The 19,694-nt window shown below is 36.5% G+C and carries 13 protein-coding genes; 10 read left to right on the top strand and 3 right to left on the bottom strand.

The annotated features are described in order from the left end of the window. Positions 1-46: 46 nt before the first annotated feature. Complete coding sequence (locus CWS31_RS13655; RefSeq protein WP_101343961.1) at positions 47-1,915, bottom strand: ABCB family ABC transporter ATP-binding protein/permease; 1,869 nt, start codon at positions 1,913-1,915, stop codon at positions 47-49. Between the two features lie 710 nt (positions 1,916-2,625). Here CWS31_RS13655 and CWS31_RS13650 point away from each other — a divergent pair. The 10 genes from CWS31_RS13650 (at position 2,626) to CWS31_RS13605 (ending at position 16,438) form a co-directional block, all read left to right on the top strand. Next, positions 2,626-4,194, top strand: a complete 1,569-nt coding sequence (locus CWS31_RS13650; RefSeq protein WP_101343960.1) for an arylsulfatase — start codon at positions 2,626-2,628, stop codon at positions 4,192-4,194. 263 nt (positions 4,195-4,457) lie between these two features. Beyond that, positions 4,458-6,815 (top strand): tetratricopeptide repeat protein, encoded by a 2,358-nt coding sequence (locus CWS31_RS13645; RefSeq protein ID WP_101343959.1) that lies wholly within the window; start codon positions 4,458-4,460, stop codon positions 6,813-6,815. A 184-nt stretch (positions 6,816-6,999) separates the two neighbouring features. Beyond that, complete coding sequence (locus CWS31_RS13640; RefSeq protein WP_246143540.1) at positions 7,000-8,046, top strand: AAA family ATPase; 1,047 nt, start codon at positions 7,000-7,002, stop codon at positions 8,044-8,046. A gap of 10 nt (positions 8,047-8,056) precedes the next feature. After that, on the top strand, positions 8,057-9,055 hold the full coding sequence (locus CWS31_RS13635; RefSeq protein ID WP_101343958.1) for a DUF58 domain-containing protein: 999 nt from the start codon (positions 8,057-8,059) through the stop codon (positions 9,053-9,055). Beyond that, positions 9,055-9,744, top strand: a complete 690-nt coding sequence (locus tag CWS31_RS13630; protein ID WP_101343957.1) for a DUF4381 domain-containing protein — start codon at positions 9,055-9,057, stop codon at positions 9,742-9,744. The genes CWS31_RS13635 and CWS31_RS13630 overlap by 1 nt, the downstream gene beginning before the upstream one ends. Beyond that, entirely contained in the window at positions 9,737-10,924 is a 1,188-nt protein-coding gene (locus CWS31_RS13625) for a VWA domain-containing protein (RefSeq protein WP_101343956.1), read from the top strand. The genes CWS31_RS13630 and CWS31_RS13625 overlap by 8 nt, the downstream gene beginning before the upstream one ends. Next, positions 10,917-11,981 (top strand): VWA domain-containing protein, encoded by a 1,065-nt coding sequence (locus CWS31_RS13620; protein WP_101343955.1) that lies wholly within the window; start codon positions 10,917-10,919, stop codon positions 11,979-11,981. The genes CWS31_RS13625 and CWS31_RS13620 overlap by 8 nt, the downstream gene beginning before the upstream one ends. Continuing rightward, positions 11,975-12,769, top strand: a complete 795-nt coding sequence (locus CWS31_RS13615) for a hypothetical protein (RefSeq protein ID WP_101343954.1) — start codon at positions 11,975-11,977, stop codon at positions 12,767-12,769. Before CWS31_RS13620 ends, CWS31_RS13615 begins: the two co-directional genes overlap by 7 nt. Continuing rightward, entirely contained in the window at positions 12,762-14,216 is a 1,455-nt protein-coding gene (locus CWS31_RS13610) for a BatD family protein (RefSeq protein WP_170252877.1), read from the top strand. Before CWS31_RS13615 ends, CWS31_RS13610 begins: the two co-directional genes overlap by 8 nt. Before the next feature lie 308 nt (positions 14,217-14,524). Continuing rightward, positions 14,525-16,438, top strand: a complete 1,914-nt coding sequence (locus CWS31_RS13605; RefSeq protein WP_101343952.1) for a methyl-accepting chemotaxis protein — start codon at positions 14,525-14,527, stop codon at positions 16,436-16,438. Between the two features lie 517 nt (positions 16,439-16,955). Here CWS31_RS13605 and CWS31_RS13600 read toward each other — a convergent pair. Continuing rightward, positions 16,956-17,249, bottom strand: a complete 294-nt coding sequence (locus CWS31_RS13600) for an integration host factor subunit alpha (protein ID WP_101343951.1) — start codon at positions 17,247-17,249, stop codon at positions 16,956-16,958. Positions 17,250-17,252: 3 nt separating this feature from the next. Beyond that, positions 17,253-19,688 carry a phenylalanine--tRNA ligase subunit beta gene (gene pheT, locus CWS31_RS13595; protein ID WP_101343950.1) on the bottom strand — a complete coding sequence of 812 codons (2,436 nt, stop codon included), beginning with the start codon at positions 19,686-19,688 and terminating at the stop codon, positions 17,253-17,255. Positions 19,689-19,694 lie beyond the last annotated feature (6 nt).

Below are 19,694 nucleotides of genomic sequence, written 5' to 3'. Positions count from 1 at the left end.
CGGGCTAATCGATCAGATTAAAACATAAATTTTTATCTTAAAAAATCTATTTCGACGATTGTTGTAATTGCCACATTTTACTATATTGGCCATCAAGCGCCAGTAACTGTTGATGATTACCCTGCTCTACTATTTCACCATGGCTCATTACAATAATATTGTCACTATCAACTATGGTAGAGAGGCGGTGTGCAATAACTAAGCTTGTTCTGCTTTTCGCTACTTCATTAATGGCAGTTAAAATTGCTTGCTCTGAGTGGCTATCAAGAGATGATGTTGCCTCGTCAAAGACTAATATTAGCGGATTTTTGAGAATTGTTCTAGCAATGGCTACGCGCTGTTTTTCGCCACCTGAGAGTTTTAAACCACGTTCCCCTACTACAGTTTCTAAGCCTTCAGGTAGGCTTGCAATAAAATCAGATAGGTGTGCAAGCTCTATTGCTTTTAATACGGCATCTTTACTTGCCGTTGGACAACCATATTGTACGTTATTAAATAATGAATCATTAAAAAGTACTGTGTCTTGCGGCACAATGCCAATATGGGTACGTAACGAATGTTGACTAACTTGGCTAATATCTTGGTTATTAATAGTTATAGTGCCAGCACTTACATCATAAAAACGAAATAGTAATTTAACTAACGTTGATTTACCTGAACCACTGTGACCAACAACCGCTACCTTTTCACCCGCATTAACAGCAAACGAAATCCCTTTAATAATCGGTCGTTTTTCATGATAAGCAAAACTAACATCCTGAAATACAATACTCGCGGTATTAAAATCAACATTATCTACATCAGCAGCCGAATTAGTCTTAGATTTAGCGTCAAACCCAGCACCTCCCTGCCCGCCTAGATTTAACTCAAGGGCATTATCTATATCTTCTACTTTGGGCTTTTTCGCTAATAAACCAAAAAAGTTTTCAATATTGGCAAGTGAACCTTTTATTTCACGATACACAAAACCGAGAAAGTTCAGTGGCATAAATAACTGCATCATAAAGGCATTAATTAGCACAAAGTCACCTAAGGTCATCACGCCTGCTGCTACCTTATCAGCCGCTAGTGCCAACATAGCCGTCATCGCAATAGCAATTATCAGCGCTTGACCACCATTTAAAGCAAACAGTGATAAACGGTTTTTAATTTTAGCTTGCTCCCAATTTGATAATTGCTGATCGTAAGCCTTAGCTTCAAAATCTTCGTTGGTAAAATATTTAACAGTCTCATAATTTAACAAGCTGTCAATAGCCCTTGTGTTACTCGATGAGTCAGCTTTATTAGCCTCTCGCACAAAACGTGTGCGTAACTCGGTGGCAAAAATAGAATACGCAATATAGATAACAATTGAAGCTAGCGTTATAGCGGCAAACCAAATACCGTATTTAACAAATAAAATAGTTACTACCATCACTATTTCAAGCAATGTTGGCACTATGTTAAATACCATAAAACGCATTAAAAAATTAATGCCCGACGTGCCACGTTCGATATCGCGGGATAAACCACCCGTTTGTCTATTTAAATGAAAATCTAAATCAAGGGCATGTAAGTGGCGAAAAACATTTAAGCTAATACGCCTGATGGCGCGTTCAGTCACTCGGCCAAACAAGGTGTCTCGTATCTCAGCAAAAAGCACTATAGATAATCGAACCATACCATAAGCGCCGACCAAAGCTAACGGAACAATAACAAGGGCTGATTTTTGTTTGTCTGTATTATTTGCATCAAGAGTATCTACAATATCTTTTAATATAAAAGGTAAGTAAACACTGGCAATTTTAGTCAGGATTAAACATAACATAGCCAAAGCTATGCGTTTTTTATACTCAAATAAATAAGGAAGAATAAGTTTAAAAGCGTGCCAGTTTAAGGTACTGACTTCTTGTTCTGGGTAACTAGAGCGGCGCATGGGATTTCTTGTAAGGCAAATAACTATAATAAATTAGAAAGCAATTTTAGCCTAATTTTTAACACAATATTTATAAAAAATGCGTTATATCAATTGAAATACTGAATCCGGCAACGCTGCGCTTTAGTGATCAACTTAATATAACTTTACGTTAAAACATGACTCTTTACATTTAGTTACAAACTTATAGATAACTAAAGCCACGAAGCGATAGCAGTGTCATTGGTCTGTAATTCCTTTTAATGTACTATTGTACAAATACTGAAGAGTATGTTGATCTTTCTGGATTAAAGTTTATTCAATTTAGAACGAATCTAATCGCAGCGAGAGTATTTGAATCATAGTCATTCTACTTAAAAAGCGAGCAACAAAGAGTAAATTCGTTTTAAATGAACCTAAACCAAACAAGTTGCTGTAAAAGTAATCTCAAAAGATCAACATACCTCAATGTATTATATATACTATTATTTACATATCGAATTGAACGCATAAATAAAAATTTAATAATTAAATATTGATAATTAAATAATAATCAACTTTTTAGGTTACTATTTGATAGATATAGTCTTTATATTTATAATATTTATGTGAATTAATGTAAATTTACTAGTAATTAGCTTAACTATAAATTAAATTAATTAAGTCTTATTCGTATATACCTATTTTTGTAATACATTAAGCTCATTAATCTGATCATTTAAGGAAGAAAAATGCAAATTAAAAGTACCATAAAAAAATTAGCATTAGGTGTAGGTTTAATCGCCATAGCCACCTCTGCAGCGGCAACCACGAACAAATCTAAACCCAACATCTTAACCATTTGGGGTGATGATATTGGTTATTACAATATAAGTGCATATAACCAAGGTATGATGGGTTACATGACACCTAATATCGACCGAATCGCGAATGAAGGTGGTTTATTTACACATCATTACGCACAACAAAGTTGTACTGCCGGTCGTGCATCATTTATTCTAGGTCAAGAACCTTTCCGTACTGGTTTATTAACTATTGGTATGCCTGGCTCGGATCACGGTATTCCTGATTGGACACCTACCATAGCTGATTTGCTTAAAGAGCAAGGTTACATGACAGCCCAATTTGGTAAAAACCATTTAGGTGATCAAGATAAACATTTACCAACAAACCATGGTTTTGATGAGTTTTTTGGTAATCTTTACCACTTAAATGCTGAAGAAGAGCCTGAAACTTATTACTACCCGAAAGATCCTGAATTCCACAAGAAGTATGGTCCGCGTGGTGTACTTCACTCTTTTGCCGACGGTAAAATTGAAAATACAGGGTCTTTAACTAGAAAGCGCATGGAAACTGTGGATCAAGAGTTTTTAGGCGCTACGCTGAAGTTTATTGATAAAGCTCATGAAGCTAAAAAACCATTCTTTATTTGGTATAACTCAACACGTATGCATGTATGGACGCATTTACAAGAAAAATATCGCGGTAAATCAGGTGTTGGTCTAACTGCTGATGGTATGCTTGAGCATGACGATCAAGTAGGACTTTTACTTGATAAGTTGGACGATTTAAAAATTGCCGACAACACTATCGTAATCTACTCAACAGACAATGGTGCAGAAAAATTCTCATGGCCTGATGGTGGAACATCACCATTTAAAGGTGAAAAAGGTACAACCAACGAAGGTGGTATGCGTGTACCTCAGCTGGTTAGATGGCCAGGTACTATCAAACCGGGATCTAAATTCAACAACTTAATGTCTCATGAAGATTGGATGCCAACTCTTGTTGCTGCTGCTGGTGAACCAAATGTAGTTGAAAAACTTAAAAAAGGTTATACCGCAAATGGCACTAAATGGAGAATTCATGCCGACGGCCATAACTTCAAACCTTTCTTTGAAGGTAAAGCTGAAAATTCTCCACGTGAAAGTAAACTATATTTCAGTGCCGATGGTGATTTAAATGCTGTTCGTTGGAACCAATGGAAAATTGCTTTTGCTATCCAAGAAGGTGGTATTAGTACTGCTTATCGTCAAACACCAGCTTGGCCTGTAATTACTAACTTACACGCTGATCCGTTTGAAACTGCTTATGTAGATTCACAAATGTATCTTCGTTGGTATGCAGATAACATGTGGTTATTTGTTCCTATTCAACAGCAAGTAGCTAAGTTTATGAGCACAATTGATCAATATCCATTCCAAACAGGTAGTAGCTTAAGTGCTAGCGATATTGGGTATAAGAGCATCAGAAATGCTGAAGCATTAAAACAATTACAGAGTTTACGTCCTAACAGATAAGTAATTAATAACTAGCTGTTTTACAAGTTAGTTAACTGTAGTTAGTATCAAAGCCCAACAACTGTTGGGCTTTTTTTTGATTATATTTTATTGATTCTATTTTCACACTAAAAACAATAACTAAGTGAGTAAACCATAGTCATATTAAGCATAGATTTATGCTGATAAATCTGTAATATTGGTACATCAAAAATGTACCTTTATGTAAAAATTATATAAAAATATACCATTAAATTAGTACCTTCATCTAACACGGCATTAAAATGACTCAAGTATCAAAAACCGTCGCTTTTTCTTCATTAATACCCCAACGGTTTAACCTATTAACTAAAAAAAGTATAAAGCGAATTATTACCTTATTTCTGCCCTTTACTCTTTTGCTTTTACAGCCAACTATCGCAGCGGAATTTACGGGCTCAAAAACCTGTGTTAATTGCCATGAGCAAGCCTATAAAGATTGGCAAGGTTCACATCACGATATGTCAATGAAGCACGCTGATAAAGCGAGTGTTTTAGGTGACTTTAATAATGTCTCATTAAAATCCGATGATAAAAATATCAGTAAACCAAGTACTTTTTTTAAAAAAGGCGATGAGTTCTGGGTCAATATTCAAGGTGAAGACGGTAAGTTTCATGATTACCAAATTAAATACACCTTTGGCTACACACCATTGCAACAATATATGGTTGAATTTGCCGATGGTCGGGTGCAACTCATTCCTTTTGCTTGGGACTCACGCAGTAAAGTAAATGGAGGTCAACGTTGGTTTAACCTTTATCCTGACATGACAGAAAAACATCAAGAGTTTTTCTGGACTAACACTGGCCAGAATTGGAATTACATGTGCGCTGATTGTCATTCCACCAATGTTGAGAAAAAATTTGATTTAAAAACCAATACTTATAATACCACTTTCAGTGAAATCAACGTGGCTTGTGAAAGTTGTCATGGGCCTGCTAGCGATCATATTACTTGGTCTGAAACTACAGTCGGCAATCAAAACACTGCTGCAAACAAAGGCTTTGCCCGTAATTTGTCCAAATCAGTATCAAATTGGAAAATAGCAACAAACAAAAAAACCTTAATACCTGAATCTGTCGACAATAGTAGCCAACAAGTATTGGTTTGCGCACAATGCCATAGTAGGCGCACTCAAATTAGTAATAACGATCATGTACAAGGAAATGCCTTTGGGGAACGTTATTTATTAGATTTAATCTCTAGTGATAACTATCATGCCGATGGACAGGTTTATAATGAAAACTTTGTTTACGGTTCATTCTTGCAATCAAAAATGTATAAAAACGGTGTTGTCTGTAGCGATTGTCATAATCCACATACTACGGAGCTGAAATTGCCTGTTGAAACACTATGTTTACAGTGCCATCAAGCCAATAATTATGCGACAGAAAAACATCACAAACACCAATCAGATTCTAGCGGTGCACAATGTGTAAATTGTCATATGCCAGAAACAACTTATATGGAAATAGATGCTCGACGTGATCACGGCTTTCATATTCCCACCCCAAATTTAGCTAAAAAATTAGGCACACCTGATACTTGTTTAACTTGCCACGAAGACAAAAATAGTGAGTGGAGCGCTAATAAGGTTAATACTTGGTACCCTAATTCACACATTGAAGAAGAAAAAGCGTTTGTTCCTATTTTTACCGCATCAACCATGACATTAACTGAACCTCAATTGCTAGGAGTTACCGAACAATTATCACGTATTGCACAAAATAAAGCATATTCAAGCATTATTCGCGCCTCTGCATTAACTAAAATGGCAAACACTTCAAACACTAATACTATTATTGCTATCGCAAGAGCTGCCAAAGATCCTGACGAATACATACGCTTAGGCGCAATTGAAGGTGCACAAAGTATGGCCAGTGCCGAAAGATGGCGCATATTATCTCCCCTATTAAACGATAAAGTGCTCACTGTTAGAACCAATGCTGCCTATTCACTTGTGACCTTGTGGGAACAGTTATCTAGTGATCAACAAAGCCAGTTAATCCCTGCACTTAATGAGTATATAGCTAGCCAAGAGTACAATAATGATCGTAGCTTTGCCCACTCAAATATCGGTATTGTCTTGGCTTCTCAAGGTAACACTGAGGAAGCAATAAAAGCCTTTAATAAAGGGATCGCCATTGAACCAAGCTTTGCCCAAACTTACCTTAATTTAAGTCAGCTTTATCATCAAATGGGTGATAATAAACAAAGCATTGATACTTTATTACTAGGCCAAGTAGCCAACCCTGATGATGCTGCATTAGTTTACGCTTTAGGTTTAGCTTATATTCGTGCTAAAAATTATCAAAATGCCGCCAATGCGTTAGCAAAAGCTACAATACTTGATCCGCAAAATAGTCATTATTTCTATGTTTACGGGTTAAGCCTTGAACAAACCCGACCAAATGATGCTTATAAGGCGCTGTATAAAGCTTTTCAATTAAGTAATAATCCACAACATTTGTATGCATTATGTGAAATGCAAGTTCGTCAACAAAGCTCATTAGCAAGCCAGTGTTTATCGCAATTACAGCCAATGGTGCCAGCGAATGTAATCCAAGGACTTAGAGATATGCTCAGTAATAGTTCTAAGTAACGGCTCTAAGTAACTGTTTTAGCAATAATTACTAACAGAGCATTACTATTAATAAATATAAACGCAGAAATAGACAACTTTTTTTAAAAGTAATACGATATGTTTTACCAATTCACATAAGAAAGTGATCACTTCTTTATGTGAAATAGTATTAAATACCTAAATTCGCACCAGGGAGAATCGAATGAGTGATAACAGCCAAATAGAATCTGAAACTGTAATAACTAACCCAACAGGTGAGATAAATACTTCAAATTCTGATAATAAATCTGATGCATTAGCGCAATTATCATTACTCAAAACACAAATTGAGCAAGTAGTTATTGGTCAATCTCATGTCGTAGATTCTTTACTTATTGCGCTTTTAACTAATGGTAATATTTTACTTGAAGGTTTACCTGGTACGGCTAAAACCCGTTCAATTAAAACTTTAGCGCGCTCACTTTCTGTTGACTTAGGTCGTGTTCAATTCACTCCTGACCTACTCCCTTCAGATGTAACCGGTACAGAAGTTTATCAAGAGGTTAACGGTAAGCCTGTGTTAACTTTCCAAGAAGGTCCTATTTTTAACAACTTATTACTTGCCGATGAAATCAATCGCTCACCTGCAAAAGTACAAGCCGCATTATTAGAGGCCATGGAAGAGAGACAAATTACCGTGGCGGGTAAAACCTACAAATTACCAGAGCTCTTTATGGTACTTGCAACCCAAAATCCAATTGAGCAAGAAGGAACCTACCCATTACCCGAAGCACAAATGGATAGATTCATCATGAAAGTTAATCTTGATTACCCTGATGATGAAGCAGAAAGTCAAATTATTAAATTAGTTCGTGATGAAGAACAAAATGTTCAAGCCCTTGAAAATATAGACCCAAAGTATATTTTTACAGCACGTGATGAAATTCATAAAATTCATTCAAGCCAAGCAATTATCGATTACATTGTGGCTATTGTCATGGCAACCAGAAAGCCAGAGCGTTACCCAGACTCACCACTACAACAGTGGTTAACTGTTGGCTCAAGCCCTCGAGCGAGTATTGCTATTGATAAATGTGCCCGTGCGCAAGCCTGGTTAAGTGGTAAAGATTTTGTTGATCCTACTGACGTTCGCGTGGTTGTTCATAACGTGCTCCGCCACCGTTTAGTGCTCAGTTACGATGCTTTGGCAGATAGTGTTACCGCAGACGATGTCATTGATGAAATATTAAAACAGGTGGCTGTAGCCTAAGGGGTATAGCATGAACACCAAGTCTTCTTTACACAAAGCCGATAAAACGGTTGACGCGACTTCTGCTAACCAAGCTGATAGTTGTATTTATGCTGATTTAAATACACTACGCCGCTTAAAGTATTTAGCGAAAGGTTTTTCATTCAGTCCTAATCAACCCGCTAATAGTGTGTTGAGTGGTAAAAATGTATCAAAATTGCGTGGTCGTGGTTTAAATTTTGAGGAGTTACGTCATTACCAGCCCGGTGATGACATACGCTCGATGGACTGGAAAGTTACTCAGCGTACAGGTAAGCCGCACATAAAAGTTTTTACCGAAGAGCGTGAGCGCAATGTCTACTTAGCCATTGATCAACGTATGAGTATGTTCTTTGGTAGCTCAAATAAAATGAAATCGGTTATTGCTGCAGAGCTTGCGGCGTTAATTGCCTGGCAAATTAGTGACAGCGGAGATCGCATTGGCGCAATTATTTATAACGATAGTGAAACCAAAGTTATTCCAGCTAAACGCGGACAACAACACGTAATTAATTTATTATCTGAAATGCTGAAGAAAAATCATCAGTTGTCGATTAATAATTCAATCCCATCAAATATTAACGATACTGATTCATACAATAAAATGTTAGCTACTTTGAATAAAGTATCAAGCCATAATGGATTAATCATTCTTATTGGTGATGGTCATGGCTTTGATGATAAAAGTACTGATCACATAAAAAAAATAAGACAACACAATGAAATAATTGCCTGTCATGTCTTTGATCCCCTTGAGCAAACGTTACCGAAAATGTCTCAAATGATTGTCAGTGATGGTAAACAACAAATTCAATTTTCATCTGATAACAAACAAGTGCAACAAAAGTATCAAGCTGAGATTACTCGCCAACTTAATAGTTATGTAACTGCCGCTAAAAAATATCGCATTCCATTAATTGAAATAGATACTATAGCACCCGTTGAGCAACAGTTACGTAAAGCACTTGGTTATAAAGCAGGAAGCTTATAATGGACTTTCCAAAACCTTGGGGTAATTATCTGCTTGAAAAAATAGTAGACACCCCTGCCCCCGAAACAATTAGTTTTATGCCGCAAACACTGGCCTGGAAAATAATTGCAGGCATATTCGTGTTGTTCATTTGCAAGAAAATATATAACGCTTGGAAAACTTATAAAATAAATGCTTACCGACGAGAAGCACTTGCTTGGCTTGAACAATGCTCTTTAGAGAATGACGAAGATGTTAAACAATTACCCGCTTTGTTAAGAAAAACAGCCTTACTTGCCCATACGGCTTATTTACAAAATATTTCTGTATTACAAAATAAAGAAAATATACAAATGACTGTTCAGGCTAGCAAAACGGCAATAAATGCTTTGCATGGAGAATTATGGGTAACTTGGTTAGATAAAAATTGTAATAAAACCAATTTTACTGATAAAACACAAACATATACTTGTGAGTTATTACTCTGTCAATTAGCTTACCTACCAAAAATCAGCCCTCAATATGTTCAAGTTAATAACAATGACTTTTCCGAAGATGATCTCCAAATAGGTGTAAAGCGTCTTAAACAACAAATAGCACAGTGGATCAAATTTCATCAACTTAACTTCATTGCTTCCTCTGAGGGAAAGGAAAAAGTAGATTCAGAGCAAAATAAAGCGCAACAAAAATTAGGAGTAACGCATGATTGAGTTTGCTTACCCTTGGGCTTTTCTCTTGGTGCTATTGCCTATAATTGTAACCTTATTCGCTCCTGCTTATAAAGAAAAGAAACCATCAATAAAAGTTCCTTATTTCGCTAATCTTGTTGATATTACGGGTGAAAAGCCACAAACGGGTGCAGTACTACTTAATCGTAATAACCTACAACGTTTAATGGTTTTTATTGCTTGGCTTTGTATTGTAACCGCAATAGCCAAGCCTGAAATGATTGGTGAGCCTATAAACCAAGAGAAATCTGCTAGAGATTTAATGATAGCAGTCGATTTATCTGGCTCTATGGCTGTTGAAGACTTTACTTTACCCAAAGCTGTTAATAAAAACTTAACTGATAACACTGCTGACAGCTCTGCGAATAGCTCAATTAATTCCTCAACAAGTGTCTCAACAAATAGCCTAACAAATACAGTTTCCAGCACTTCCGCTGCTGATTCATCAAATCAAAATACCAATACAAATACAAAATACGTTAACCGTTTAGTGGCTGTTAAACACGTTCTTGATGACTTTGTTAAACACAGAGATCATGACAGATTAGGGTTAATACTTTTTGGTGACGCCCCTTATTTACAAGCACCTTTTACCGACGATATTAGCGCTTGGCAATCTTTACTCAATGAAAGTGATATTGGAATGGCCGGACAAAGTACTGCCTTTGGTGATGCAATAGGTTTAGCTATTAGTGTGTTTGAACAATCTGATACTAAAAATCGGGTGTTGATTGTATTAACTGATGGAAACGACACAGCTTCAAAAGTTCCCCCTGTTGAAGCTGCTAAAATTGCTGCCGCACACGATATAAAAATTTATACCATAGCTATTGGCGATCCGAGTGCGGTTGGTGAAGAGAAGGTAGATCTCGATGTATTAAATGACATTGCAAAAATAACTCACGGTAAAAGTTTTCAAGCGCTAAACAGTGATGAACTTTTACAGGTTTACACTGAAATTAACAAACTTGAGCCACAAGAGTTTGATTCGTTATCTTTTAGACCAAGAGTGAGTATTCATCATTACCCTATTATTGTTTTTGTTAGTATTTATTTGCTTGCTTTATTCGTGGTAAATATACGAATTCGCTCTCGCTTATCTAAAAGTACTATCGATTATAAAAAAACTAATAGCGAGTTAGATGGAGTAAATCATGATTGATGATATTTCCTTATGGTTTGACAGCATGCAATACTTTCATTTTTTGCGTCCTTATTGGTTGCTTATATTCGTCGTTGTTATTTATATTTTACGGGCATTTACCTTATGTGATGACAGCTTAGCACAATGGCGACCTTTAATGTCTGCGCCCATATTGCAAAACTTAACGGTGAGCGGGAATAACAATAATTGGTTGTCTCCGAAAAAAATGACTTTCATACTTTCAATCCCCTTATGTATTGTATTAATGGGACCAACTTGGGAACAACAGCCCTCACCTTTTAGTGAAAATAACTCGCCATTAATTATCGCGCTTGATGTATCAAAAACCATGGAGCAAGGTGATGTTCAACCTTCAAGGCTATTACGCGCCAAACAGAAAATAATAGAACTATTAGAAATACGAGGTGACAGTAAAACCGCATTAATTGCTTTTTCAGGGAGCGCCCATGTAGTTATGCCAATTACTAACGATAGAGAAATGATCCGTCACTTTCTTGATGCGTTAAGTGACAAAATAATGCCTTTGTCAGGTAAATTACCTGAAAGTATTATTCCGTTAACTAACAACCTATTAGCTAACTCTACCGTGCCAGGCACCGTACTTTTAGTTGGTGATGGCGCAAGCAATAATACGGTGAAGGCATTTAAAAACTTTTTTGATAATAACTCTGCACAACTTGTTGTTTGGGCTATTGGTTTAGAGAATGGGAAAACTTCAGATCCCACCGCATCAACCACCACACAGCAGAATGAAAGACATTCTACTCAACAATCTGGCGGGTTAACACACACATTGGCAGATGAGCCAAGCAGTAATATTATTCCACTACAACTCGAGCAACTAAAATCACTCAGTAATGAAAGTAATGGTCGTCTGCAAATGATGACTAATGATGACAGTGACGTAAAACGTGTGAATAACTACATCAAAAATAATATTGTGATTGTCGATGACAACAGCAGACCTTGGCATGACTCCGGATACCCGATGGTTTTTGTGGTTGCGGCTATTTTCTTGTTCTGGTTTAGAAAAGGATGGACATTACAATGGTAAAGTATCCTAATCATTCACAATCACTAACGCCAAATAACTCGCAAGGTTTGTTTTCAGCAATAAAGCTAAAAACAGGGTTACAAAATTTATACCTTAAGCGAAAATGGTTAATATCAGCTTTTATTCTTTGTACTTGCGTATTTATCTACTTAAAGCCACAACAATTTGCTGATTTATGGCTTACTCGTGATCAACAAGGCCAAGTATTGTTCAACCTAGCCTATTACCAAAAAGCCAGTAACACTTTTAGTAATACTCAATGGCAAGCTTACAGTAATTACGGCGCCGAGCAATTTAACAACGCGGTAACGCTTTACGGACAGTTTGACGATGTAGCTAGTCAAGTTGCCCAAGCAAATGCTTTAGCTCAAGGTCGCAATTACATTAAAGCACGTAATTTATATCAACAAATTCTCAATGAGAATCCAGGTAATATTGCCGCTAAAACCAATATAGTTATTGTTCAAGCCATCATTGATGAAGTTAATCGTCTATCCGAAAGTCAACAAGTAGAGAAAGGTGACTCATCGCAAGAGTTAGGCGATGAGCCACAAACAGGTGATGGCGCAGATAAAAAAGAACCTGAAGCACCAAAAGAATTAGAACAGTACAGCGCTGAAGATTTGTTACTTGATCCTAGTTTAAATGAAATGTGGCTTAGAGATGTTCAAAAAAATCCAGCAAATTTTTTAGCTAAAAAATTCTATATGCAGCAACAAATTAGTCAATATAATAATGAAAAAAGTGGCGATGACACAAGCAGTAACCAAGGAGATACTAATGATTAAATTATCTTTCATTATATTGCCCAACGTTAAGCCTAAGAGCTTTGCGCGAAACACTTTGCTGTTGATCAGTTTATTGTTCCTTTCACCATGGGCACTTGCTAATTCAACTAATAACGACCTAATTATTAATGACTTAACTATTGCTGACTTAGTTGAACAAGGAAAACTGAAAATCACTCTCACTTTGCCTAATGATAATGAAGAAGAAACTCAAATTGTTGGCCAAGCATTTGTCATATCAATCGAAGTAGCAACTGAGCGTTGGTTTGCCAAAGGAAGTACTGTAGAGCCTTTCTCAGTACCACATGCAGTAATACCGGCTAATAACATTATTACAACTAACGGTAACCAACGAATTGCAGGTACTACTTGGTCTACGCAAACTCATTATATTACGTTATACCCCAATAAAGCAGGCATCTATAACTTGCCTAACATAGCAGTAAATGTTTCAGTGAATACCGAGAATAACGGTGTGGTCATGGGAATTGCTAATACCAAACCAGTAAGTTTTGAAATAGGCCAACCCGAAGCTCTTCAAGGTATTGATAGCTTTATAGTATCTTCAGCTGTGACCTTAACTATCGACGGACAATTTGATGCAGAAAAAACCTATGCAGTAGGTGATGCTATTACTCAGACCATTACAATAACTGCCGATGATATTCCAGCCATGATGATCCCTGAAATAAACAATACAGCACAAGCACTTGATGGCATCAGCGTATATCACAAACCAGCTAAAATATTTGATAATTCAAATCGAGGCACTTCAACAGGTACACGAGTTGAATCATTTACCTATATATTTGAGAATGCCGGCGATTATACTTTACCTGAAAATACTATTTACTGGTGGAATACCAACTCAAATGCGCTTGAGCAACTTAAAATACCTGCATCAAGCTGGACTGTTTATACTGGTGGGTTATTCACAAAAGATCAAGCAAGTAATATATTTAGAGGTTTTGAATTAAATACTGAATCTTTCTTTAAGATATTGACCTTAATTGTAATTATTACATTATTAAGTTTATGTATTATTAAACGACAAAGCATATTATCGCTTTACAAAACGGTTACTCATTATGATAAACGACAATTACGCAAACAATTTTATACTCATATAGCTAATAAAAACTATCTGCTAGCAGAAAATACGCTTTATCAATATTTGAGTGCTATTGAACCGGTTATTGACCCTTTGGATAACGTGAAGACATCTAATCTAACGAGTATAAAAACCAATAACAAAAGCGACTTTAAGCAAAATAACTTCCTTGAGGTTTTAAATACATTGGCTTTTGCCAGCGAAACAACGCCAAATTTATCACTCAACCTATCTGTCGCGGATGCCAAGCAATATTTGGCAACTCTTGAATCAATAAGCAAAGGTAAAGCCGTAACTAAATTTTTTACTCCTAAAGAATATATTAAATTAAATTAAGTTATTCTTTATGAGTAATATTTCATTAATTAAATAACAAAAATTAGCAATTCAGCTACACTTTTATTATTGACTACTTTTTACATTCACATCAAGTTAACGTACAAAAACGCTTAGTACTGTTCTTTTATATACTTTGATTCTTATCCATTATTAATGTATACATTAACCTTTATAACGGACTATAAATAATATAATTTATTGATCTAATAATCACAGCACGTATTTCGTTAATTATTACAATAACTAATGCTTATTTTAATGTGACTTAGAAAGGTACAAATAATAGCTAAAATTAAAGGTTATCTATGAAAAAACTTGGCTTTAAGCAATCACTTATATTGATTATTACTCTCTTGCTCATCTCTTCTTTATTGATCATGAGTTTATTCTCGTACAACCTTCTTAGACAAAATGCTGAAGATGATTTAATTAAACGCGTACAATCATCGATAAAAGCTGAATCTAATGTCATCAGTTCATATATTTTACAACATTCTGAGCCAGCGAAAGGCTTAGCTGAATTATATGAGAAATACGACTATCAAACTGCTCACGAAAAATTAGCCGAAGTAGCAGCATTTAGCACAGGTGTATCAAAAATAACGATAGCATTTGATGATGGTAGCTCTTTTGTATCTAAGCCTTCAAACTCTACATTTCCCGGCGGTATTGGGATTAAAGAAAAATACGATCCAAGAGTTAGAGCCTGGTACCAAAAAGGTAAAAATAGTTCGGGCTTAATATTAAGTGATATATTTTTCACTAAAGAAAATGTACCTATGTTTGGCGCACTACATACGATTAAAGGTGGTGTTATTCTTTCCGACATCCGTTTAGGTCAATTACAGAGCGTACTTGAAGGTGTCGATATTATGGATGGCGCAGTTGGTGTTATTGTTGATGAAAAAGGTATGATTTTAGCGTCAACAGCAGACTACGCCTCAGTAAGAGGTAATTTGTCAGACACACCCGTCTTTAAAGAATCAGCAGGAAATATATTATCTACCAGTAAACTTATGACTAACACTAAAGTTGACGGTAAAGACACCCTACTATTCTCAAATCGCATTGACTTACTTGGCGATAGCGAAATGTTTTTAATTGTCGCTTTAGATAGTAAAACAGCTTACGCGTCGGTAACTAAACAAACTTCAATTCTATTAACAACCATGCTAATTATTGTCATTGTTTCTAGTATCATTTTAGTACTTTTCCTTAATTACTTATATCGACCTGTTTTAGAGCTAAGACGCTTGACTGATAACCTATCAAGTGGCGAATGTGATTTAACACAAAGATTAGCGGTAAAGAGTGATGATGATTTAGGCCGAATTGCTCAAGGTGTTAATAGCTTTATTGAAACTATTCAAGAGAACATGCTGAGTATAGAAATATTGACTAATGATATTTCTACTGGTGTAAGTGAATTACAACAACAAACCAATAAAAGTAGAGACGTGCTTAGTGAGCATGTTACCCAAACTAATACTGTTGCCGTTTCAATGCAAGAATTAAGCGCTTCTGCTCAACAAGTTGCAGGCAGCGCAACAGAAGCGGCGAACTTAGTTAATAGTGCTAATCATCGCGGTGAAAGCTCCAGAAACATTATCAGCGGAGCGCAAAGAAGCATTAGTACCCTAGTCAATGAAATTGATACTGCCGCTCAAAATGTAGAAAAAATGAGTCAAGAAACCAAGGATATCAACTCAGTATTATCTGTTATTGGTAGTATTGCAGAGCAAACTAACTTATTAGCATTAAACGCTGCTATTGAAGCCGCAAGAGCGGGTGAACAAGGCAGAGGCTTCGCTGTAGTAGCAGATGAAGTAAGAGCTCTAGCAGCTCGTACCCAACAAAGTACCAGTGAAATAGAGAGTTCTTTAAGTAAGTTGCGTAGTGGTGCTGATACTGTAGTTCAATCTATTGATGGCACTAGACTCACCAGTCAAAGTACAGCGAGTGACGTCCATCAAATATCAGAAAGTACTGAAGAATTGCTAAAAGAAGTCAATCAGGTTGATCAAATTAGTAGTGAAATTTCGTTATCTGCCAATGAACAAAGTCGTGTGATTGATAGTATTAGTGAGTCTGTAAGCAATATTCACACTATGGTTGAAGAGCTCACTACATCAGGTCAAGATATTTCAAAAGAAACCGAATCAATTTCTAATGTTAATGTTGAGCTGACACAAATTGTGAATCGCTTTATTCTTAAATAAAAAGTTCTTAAGTATAACTTTCATAAATAAAGGGGATGTCTCCATACATCCCCTACATTAGTTAGCTGGGGTTAAACTATTCAAAAACCTATCTTTTCTACCTTTACTCCCAACAGCCTACATTCCCTCAAAGATGCTTCAAAGTCGCTTCAAACTTTCTCAAAGGCGTAGCAAAAATCATTTAAAAAACAGCTGTATTCGGTCACCTTCCCACCTATTAAATAGAACACCTAAAGAATGGAGCAGGTATACCCCGCTTAGTATTGAAGGTGAGATCACAGCTGGTAAGTGTCAAAGCCCGTAAGTCTTTATATTAATAAGCGCTATACGCTAATAAATATGACTCAAATATAAAACAAAAAACCGCATAACAATTAAGTTATGCGGTTTTTTAAATAATATCTATTAATGAACTACTTTAAATGAAGTTCATTTCAATATAGCACTAAAACAATGAGACTGAATACCAATCAATTAGCGCGACTATGAATTAACAACAGAGTCTGCACTAATTTATTTATTCGGCATTACCATCTTCAACACGGCTTTTTAGTTTCTGACCTGGTCTAAAAGTCACAACCTTGCGCGCTAAAATAGGAATGTCCTCACCTGTTTTAGGATTACGTCCCGGGCGTTCGCTTTTCTGACGCAAATCGAAATTACCAAAACCAGAAAGCTTTACTTGATCACCGCTTTCTAACGTTTCGCGAATTTCTTCAAAAAATAGTTCTACCATATCTTTTGCGTCGCGCTTGCTCAGCCCAACTTTTTCAAATAAATGTTCTGCTACTTCTGCTTTGGTAAGCGCCATTGCTTAGTCCCTCAGTGATGCATTTAATTCTGTTTTTAAGGTTTCAACAACTCTGTCAATAACATCTGTGATGTCTTTTTCTTCAAGAGTTTTATTGGTGTCCTGTAATACTAAGGCGATGGCGAGACTCTTATAACCGTCTTCAACACCTTGACCTTGGTATACATCAAACAAGTTTAGATCAATTAAATAATTTCCGCCAACCTTTTCAATAAGTTGTAACACTTTTTTTGCATCAACTTCCTCTTTCACTACAATAGCTAAATCACGACGATTAGCAGGAAAGCGAGATACAGCAGTGGCTTCAGGTATTTTTTGCACTAAAACTTCAGATAACAATAGTTCAAAAATTAATGTTTGACCATTTAATCCTAATTTTCTTGTTAATTCAGGATGTAAGGTACCAACATAACCTACCAATTTACCTGCTTTAGTAATTTTAGCAGTTTGACCTGGATGTAAGGCTGCAATTTCAGCTTTTGAAAATTCATAAGCATCAGCATCACATGTTAAAGCTAATAGTGCTTCAACATCACCTTTGATGTCATAAAAATCAGTCGCTGCTTTTTCCATTGACCAATGTTCATCTGTACGGTTACCGCTAATAACACCGGCAATCATGTTTTGTTGACGAACGCCATTTTCAGCACTTTCATCAGGAACAAAACGTAAACCTGTTTCAAATAAACGTACTCGTGATTGTTGACGGTTTTGGTTATAAGCAACCGACTGCAATAAACCTGTCCACATGCTTAAACGCATTACTGACATTTCAGATGAAATAGGGTGTGGTAATGTCATCACGGCTTCATTCGGATGAATTAAGCTTTGTACTTTAGGGTCAACAAAACTATATGTGATAGCTTCAAAGTAATCACGATTAACCAACGTTTGTTTTAAGCTTGATAAAGAAAGGGCTGCTTCTTTATTTTCACACATAGTTAATGTAGCTTTTGGCGCGATATTAGGGATATTGTTATAACCGTAAATACGGGCAACTTCCTCAATTAAATCAACTTCAATTTTAATATCAAAACGATAAGCGGGTACATTAACTTGCCATTCTTTAGCTGTACCCTCTCCCTCTTCGCTAACTGTAAAGCCTAAGCGAGTTAAAATTTCGCTTACTTGTACATCTTCAATATGATGACCAATGCGGCTGTCTAATTTTGCACGACGTAAAGTTACGTCTTTCGTTTGTGGCAAGTGCTCTTCTGACTTAGCTTCAACGATAGGACCAGGCTGTCCACCAACAATCGCTAACAATAACTCAGTAGCACGCTCGATAGCATCGAATTGTAATGTTGGGTCAATACCGCGCTCATAACGATGTGATGAGTCGGTATGTAAACCGTATTGACGTGCTTTACCTAAAATAGCTAGTGGCGCAAAGAACGCACTTTCTAAAAAGATATCGGTACTGTTAGCAGTTACACCTGACTCTAGACCACCAAAGATACCGGCCATTGCCAATGCTTTGCTTTCATCAGCAATAACTAAAGTCGATTCTTTTAAGGTCACTTCGTTTTCATCTAATAAAGTTAATTTTTCATCTTTATTCGCGAAACGAACCGTAATAGTGCCATTAGCGCCGCCTGAAATTTTATCGAGATCAAAAGCGTGCATTGGGTGACCTAACTCTAACAATACGTAGTTAGTTACATCTACTACAGGGTCAATAGAACGAGTACCACAACGACGTAATTTCTCAACCATCCATAATGGCGTAGTCGCATTTGGGTTAATACCTTTAATAACACGACCTAAGTAACGAGGACACGCCTGTGGCGCTTCAATGTTAATGGTTAACTTATCTTCAATTGTCGGGAAAGCCGCAGTAATATCAGGCGTTACTACTTCAATAGAGTTTAAGACCCCAACTTCTCGTGCTAAGCCTTTAATACCTAAACAGTCGCCACGGTTAGCGGTTAAATCAACATCGATGGTTACATCGTTTAAGTCTAAATATTCACGCACACATGTACCTAATGGTGCATCGGCTGAAAATTCCATAATGCCATCAGCATCATCAGCTAATCCTATTTCAGATTCGCTGCACAGCATACCAAATGAAGGTACGCCGCGTAGTTTTGCTTTTTTAATTTTAAAATCGCCAGGTAGTACAGCGCCAACAGTAGCAACCGCAACTTTTAAACCTAAACGACAGTTTTTAGCACCACAAACGATATCAAGCAACTCGCCTTTTTCAACGGTTGCTGAGCTATAATCGCCTAAGCTAATTTTTGTAACTTGCAGTTTATCTGCATCAGGATGCGGGCCACATTCAACCACTTCACCAATAATAACACCACTAAACTTACCTGCTACTGGGTCAACTGCGTCAACCTCTAGGCCTGCCATCGTAATTTGATGCGCTAATTCGTCTGATGAAAGTGCAGGATTAACCCACTCACGTAACCAAGATTCACTAAATTTCATTATGAG

This window comes from Colwellia echini, assembly GCF_002843355.2.
In the GTDB taxonomy this organism is placed as follows: Bacteria; Pseudomonadota; Gammaproteobacteria; order Enterobacterales; family Alteromonadaceae; genus Colwellia; species Colwellia echini.
This window is presented reverse-complemented; position numbering and strand designations above follow the sequence as displayed.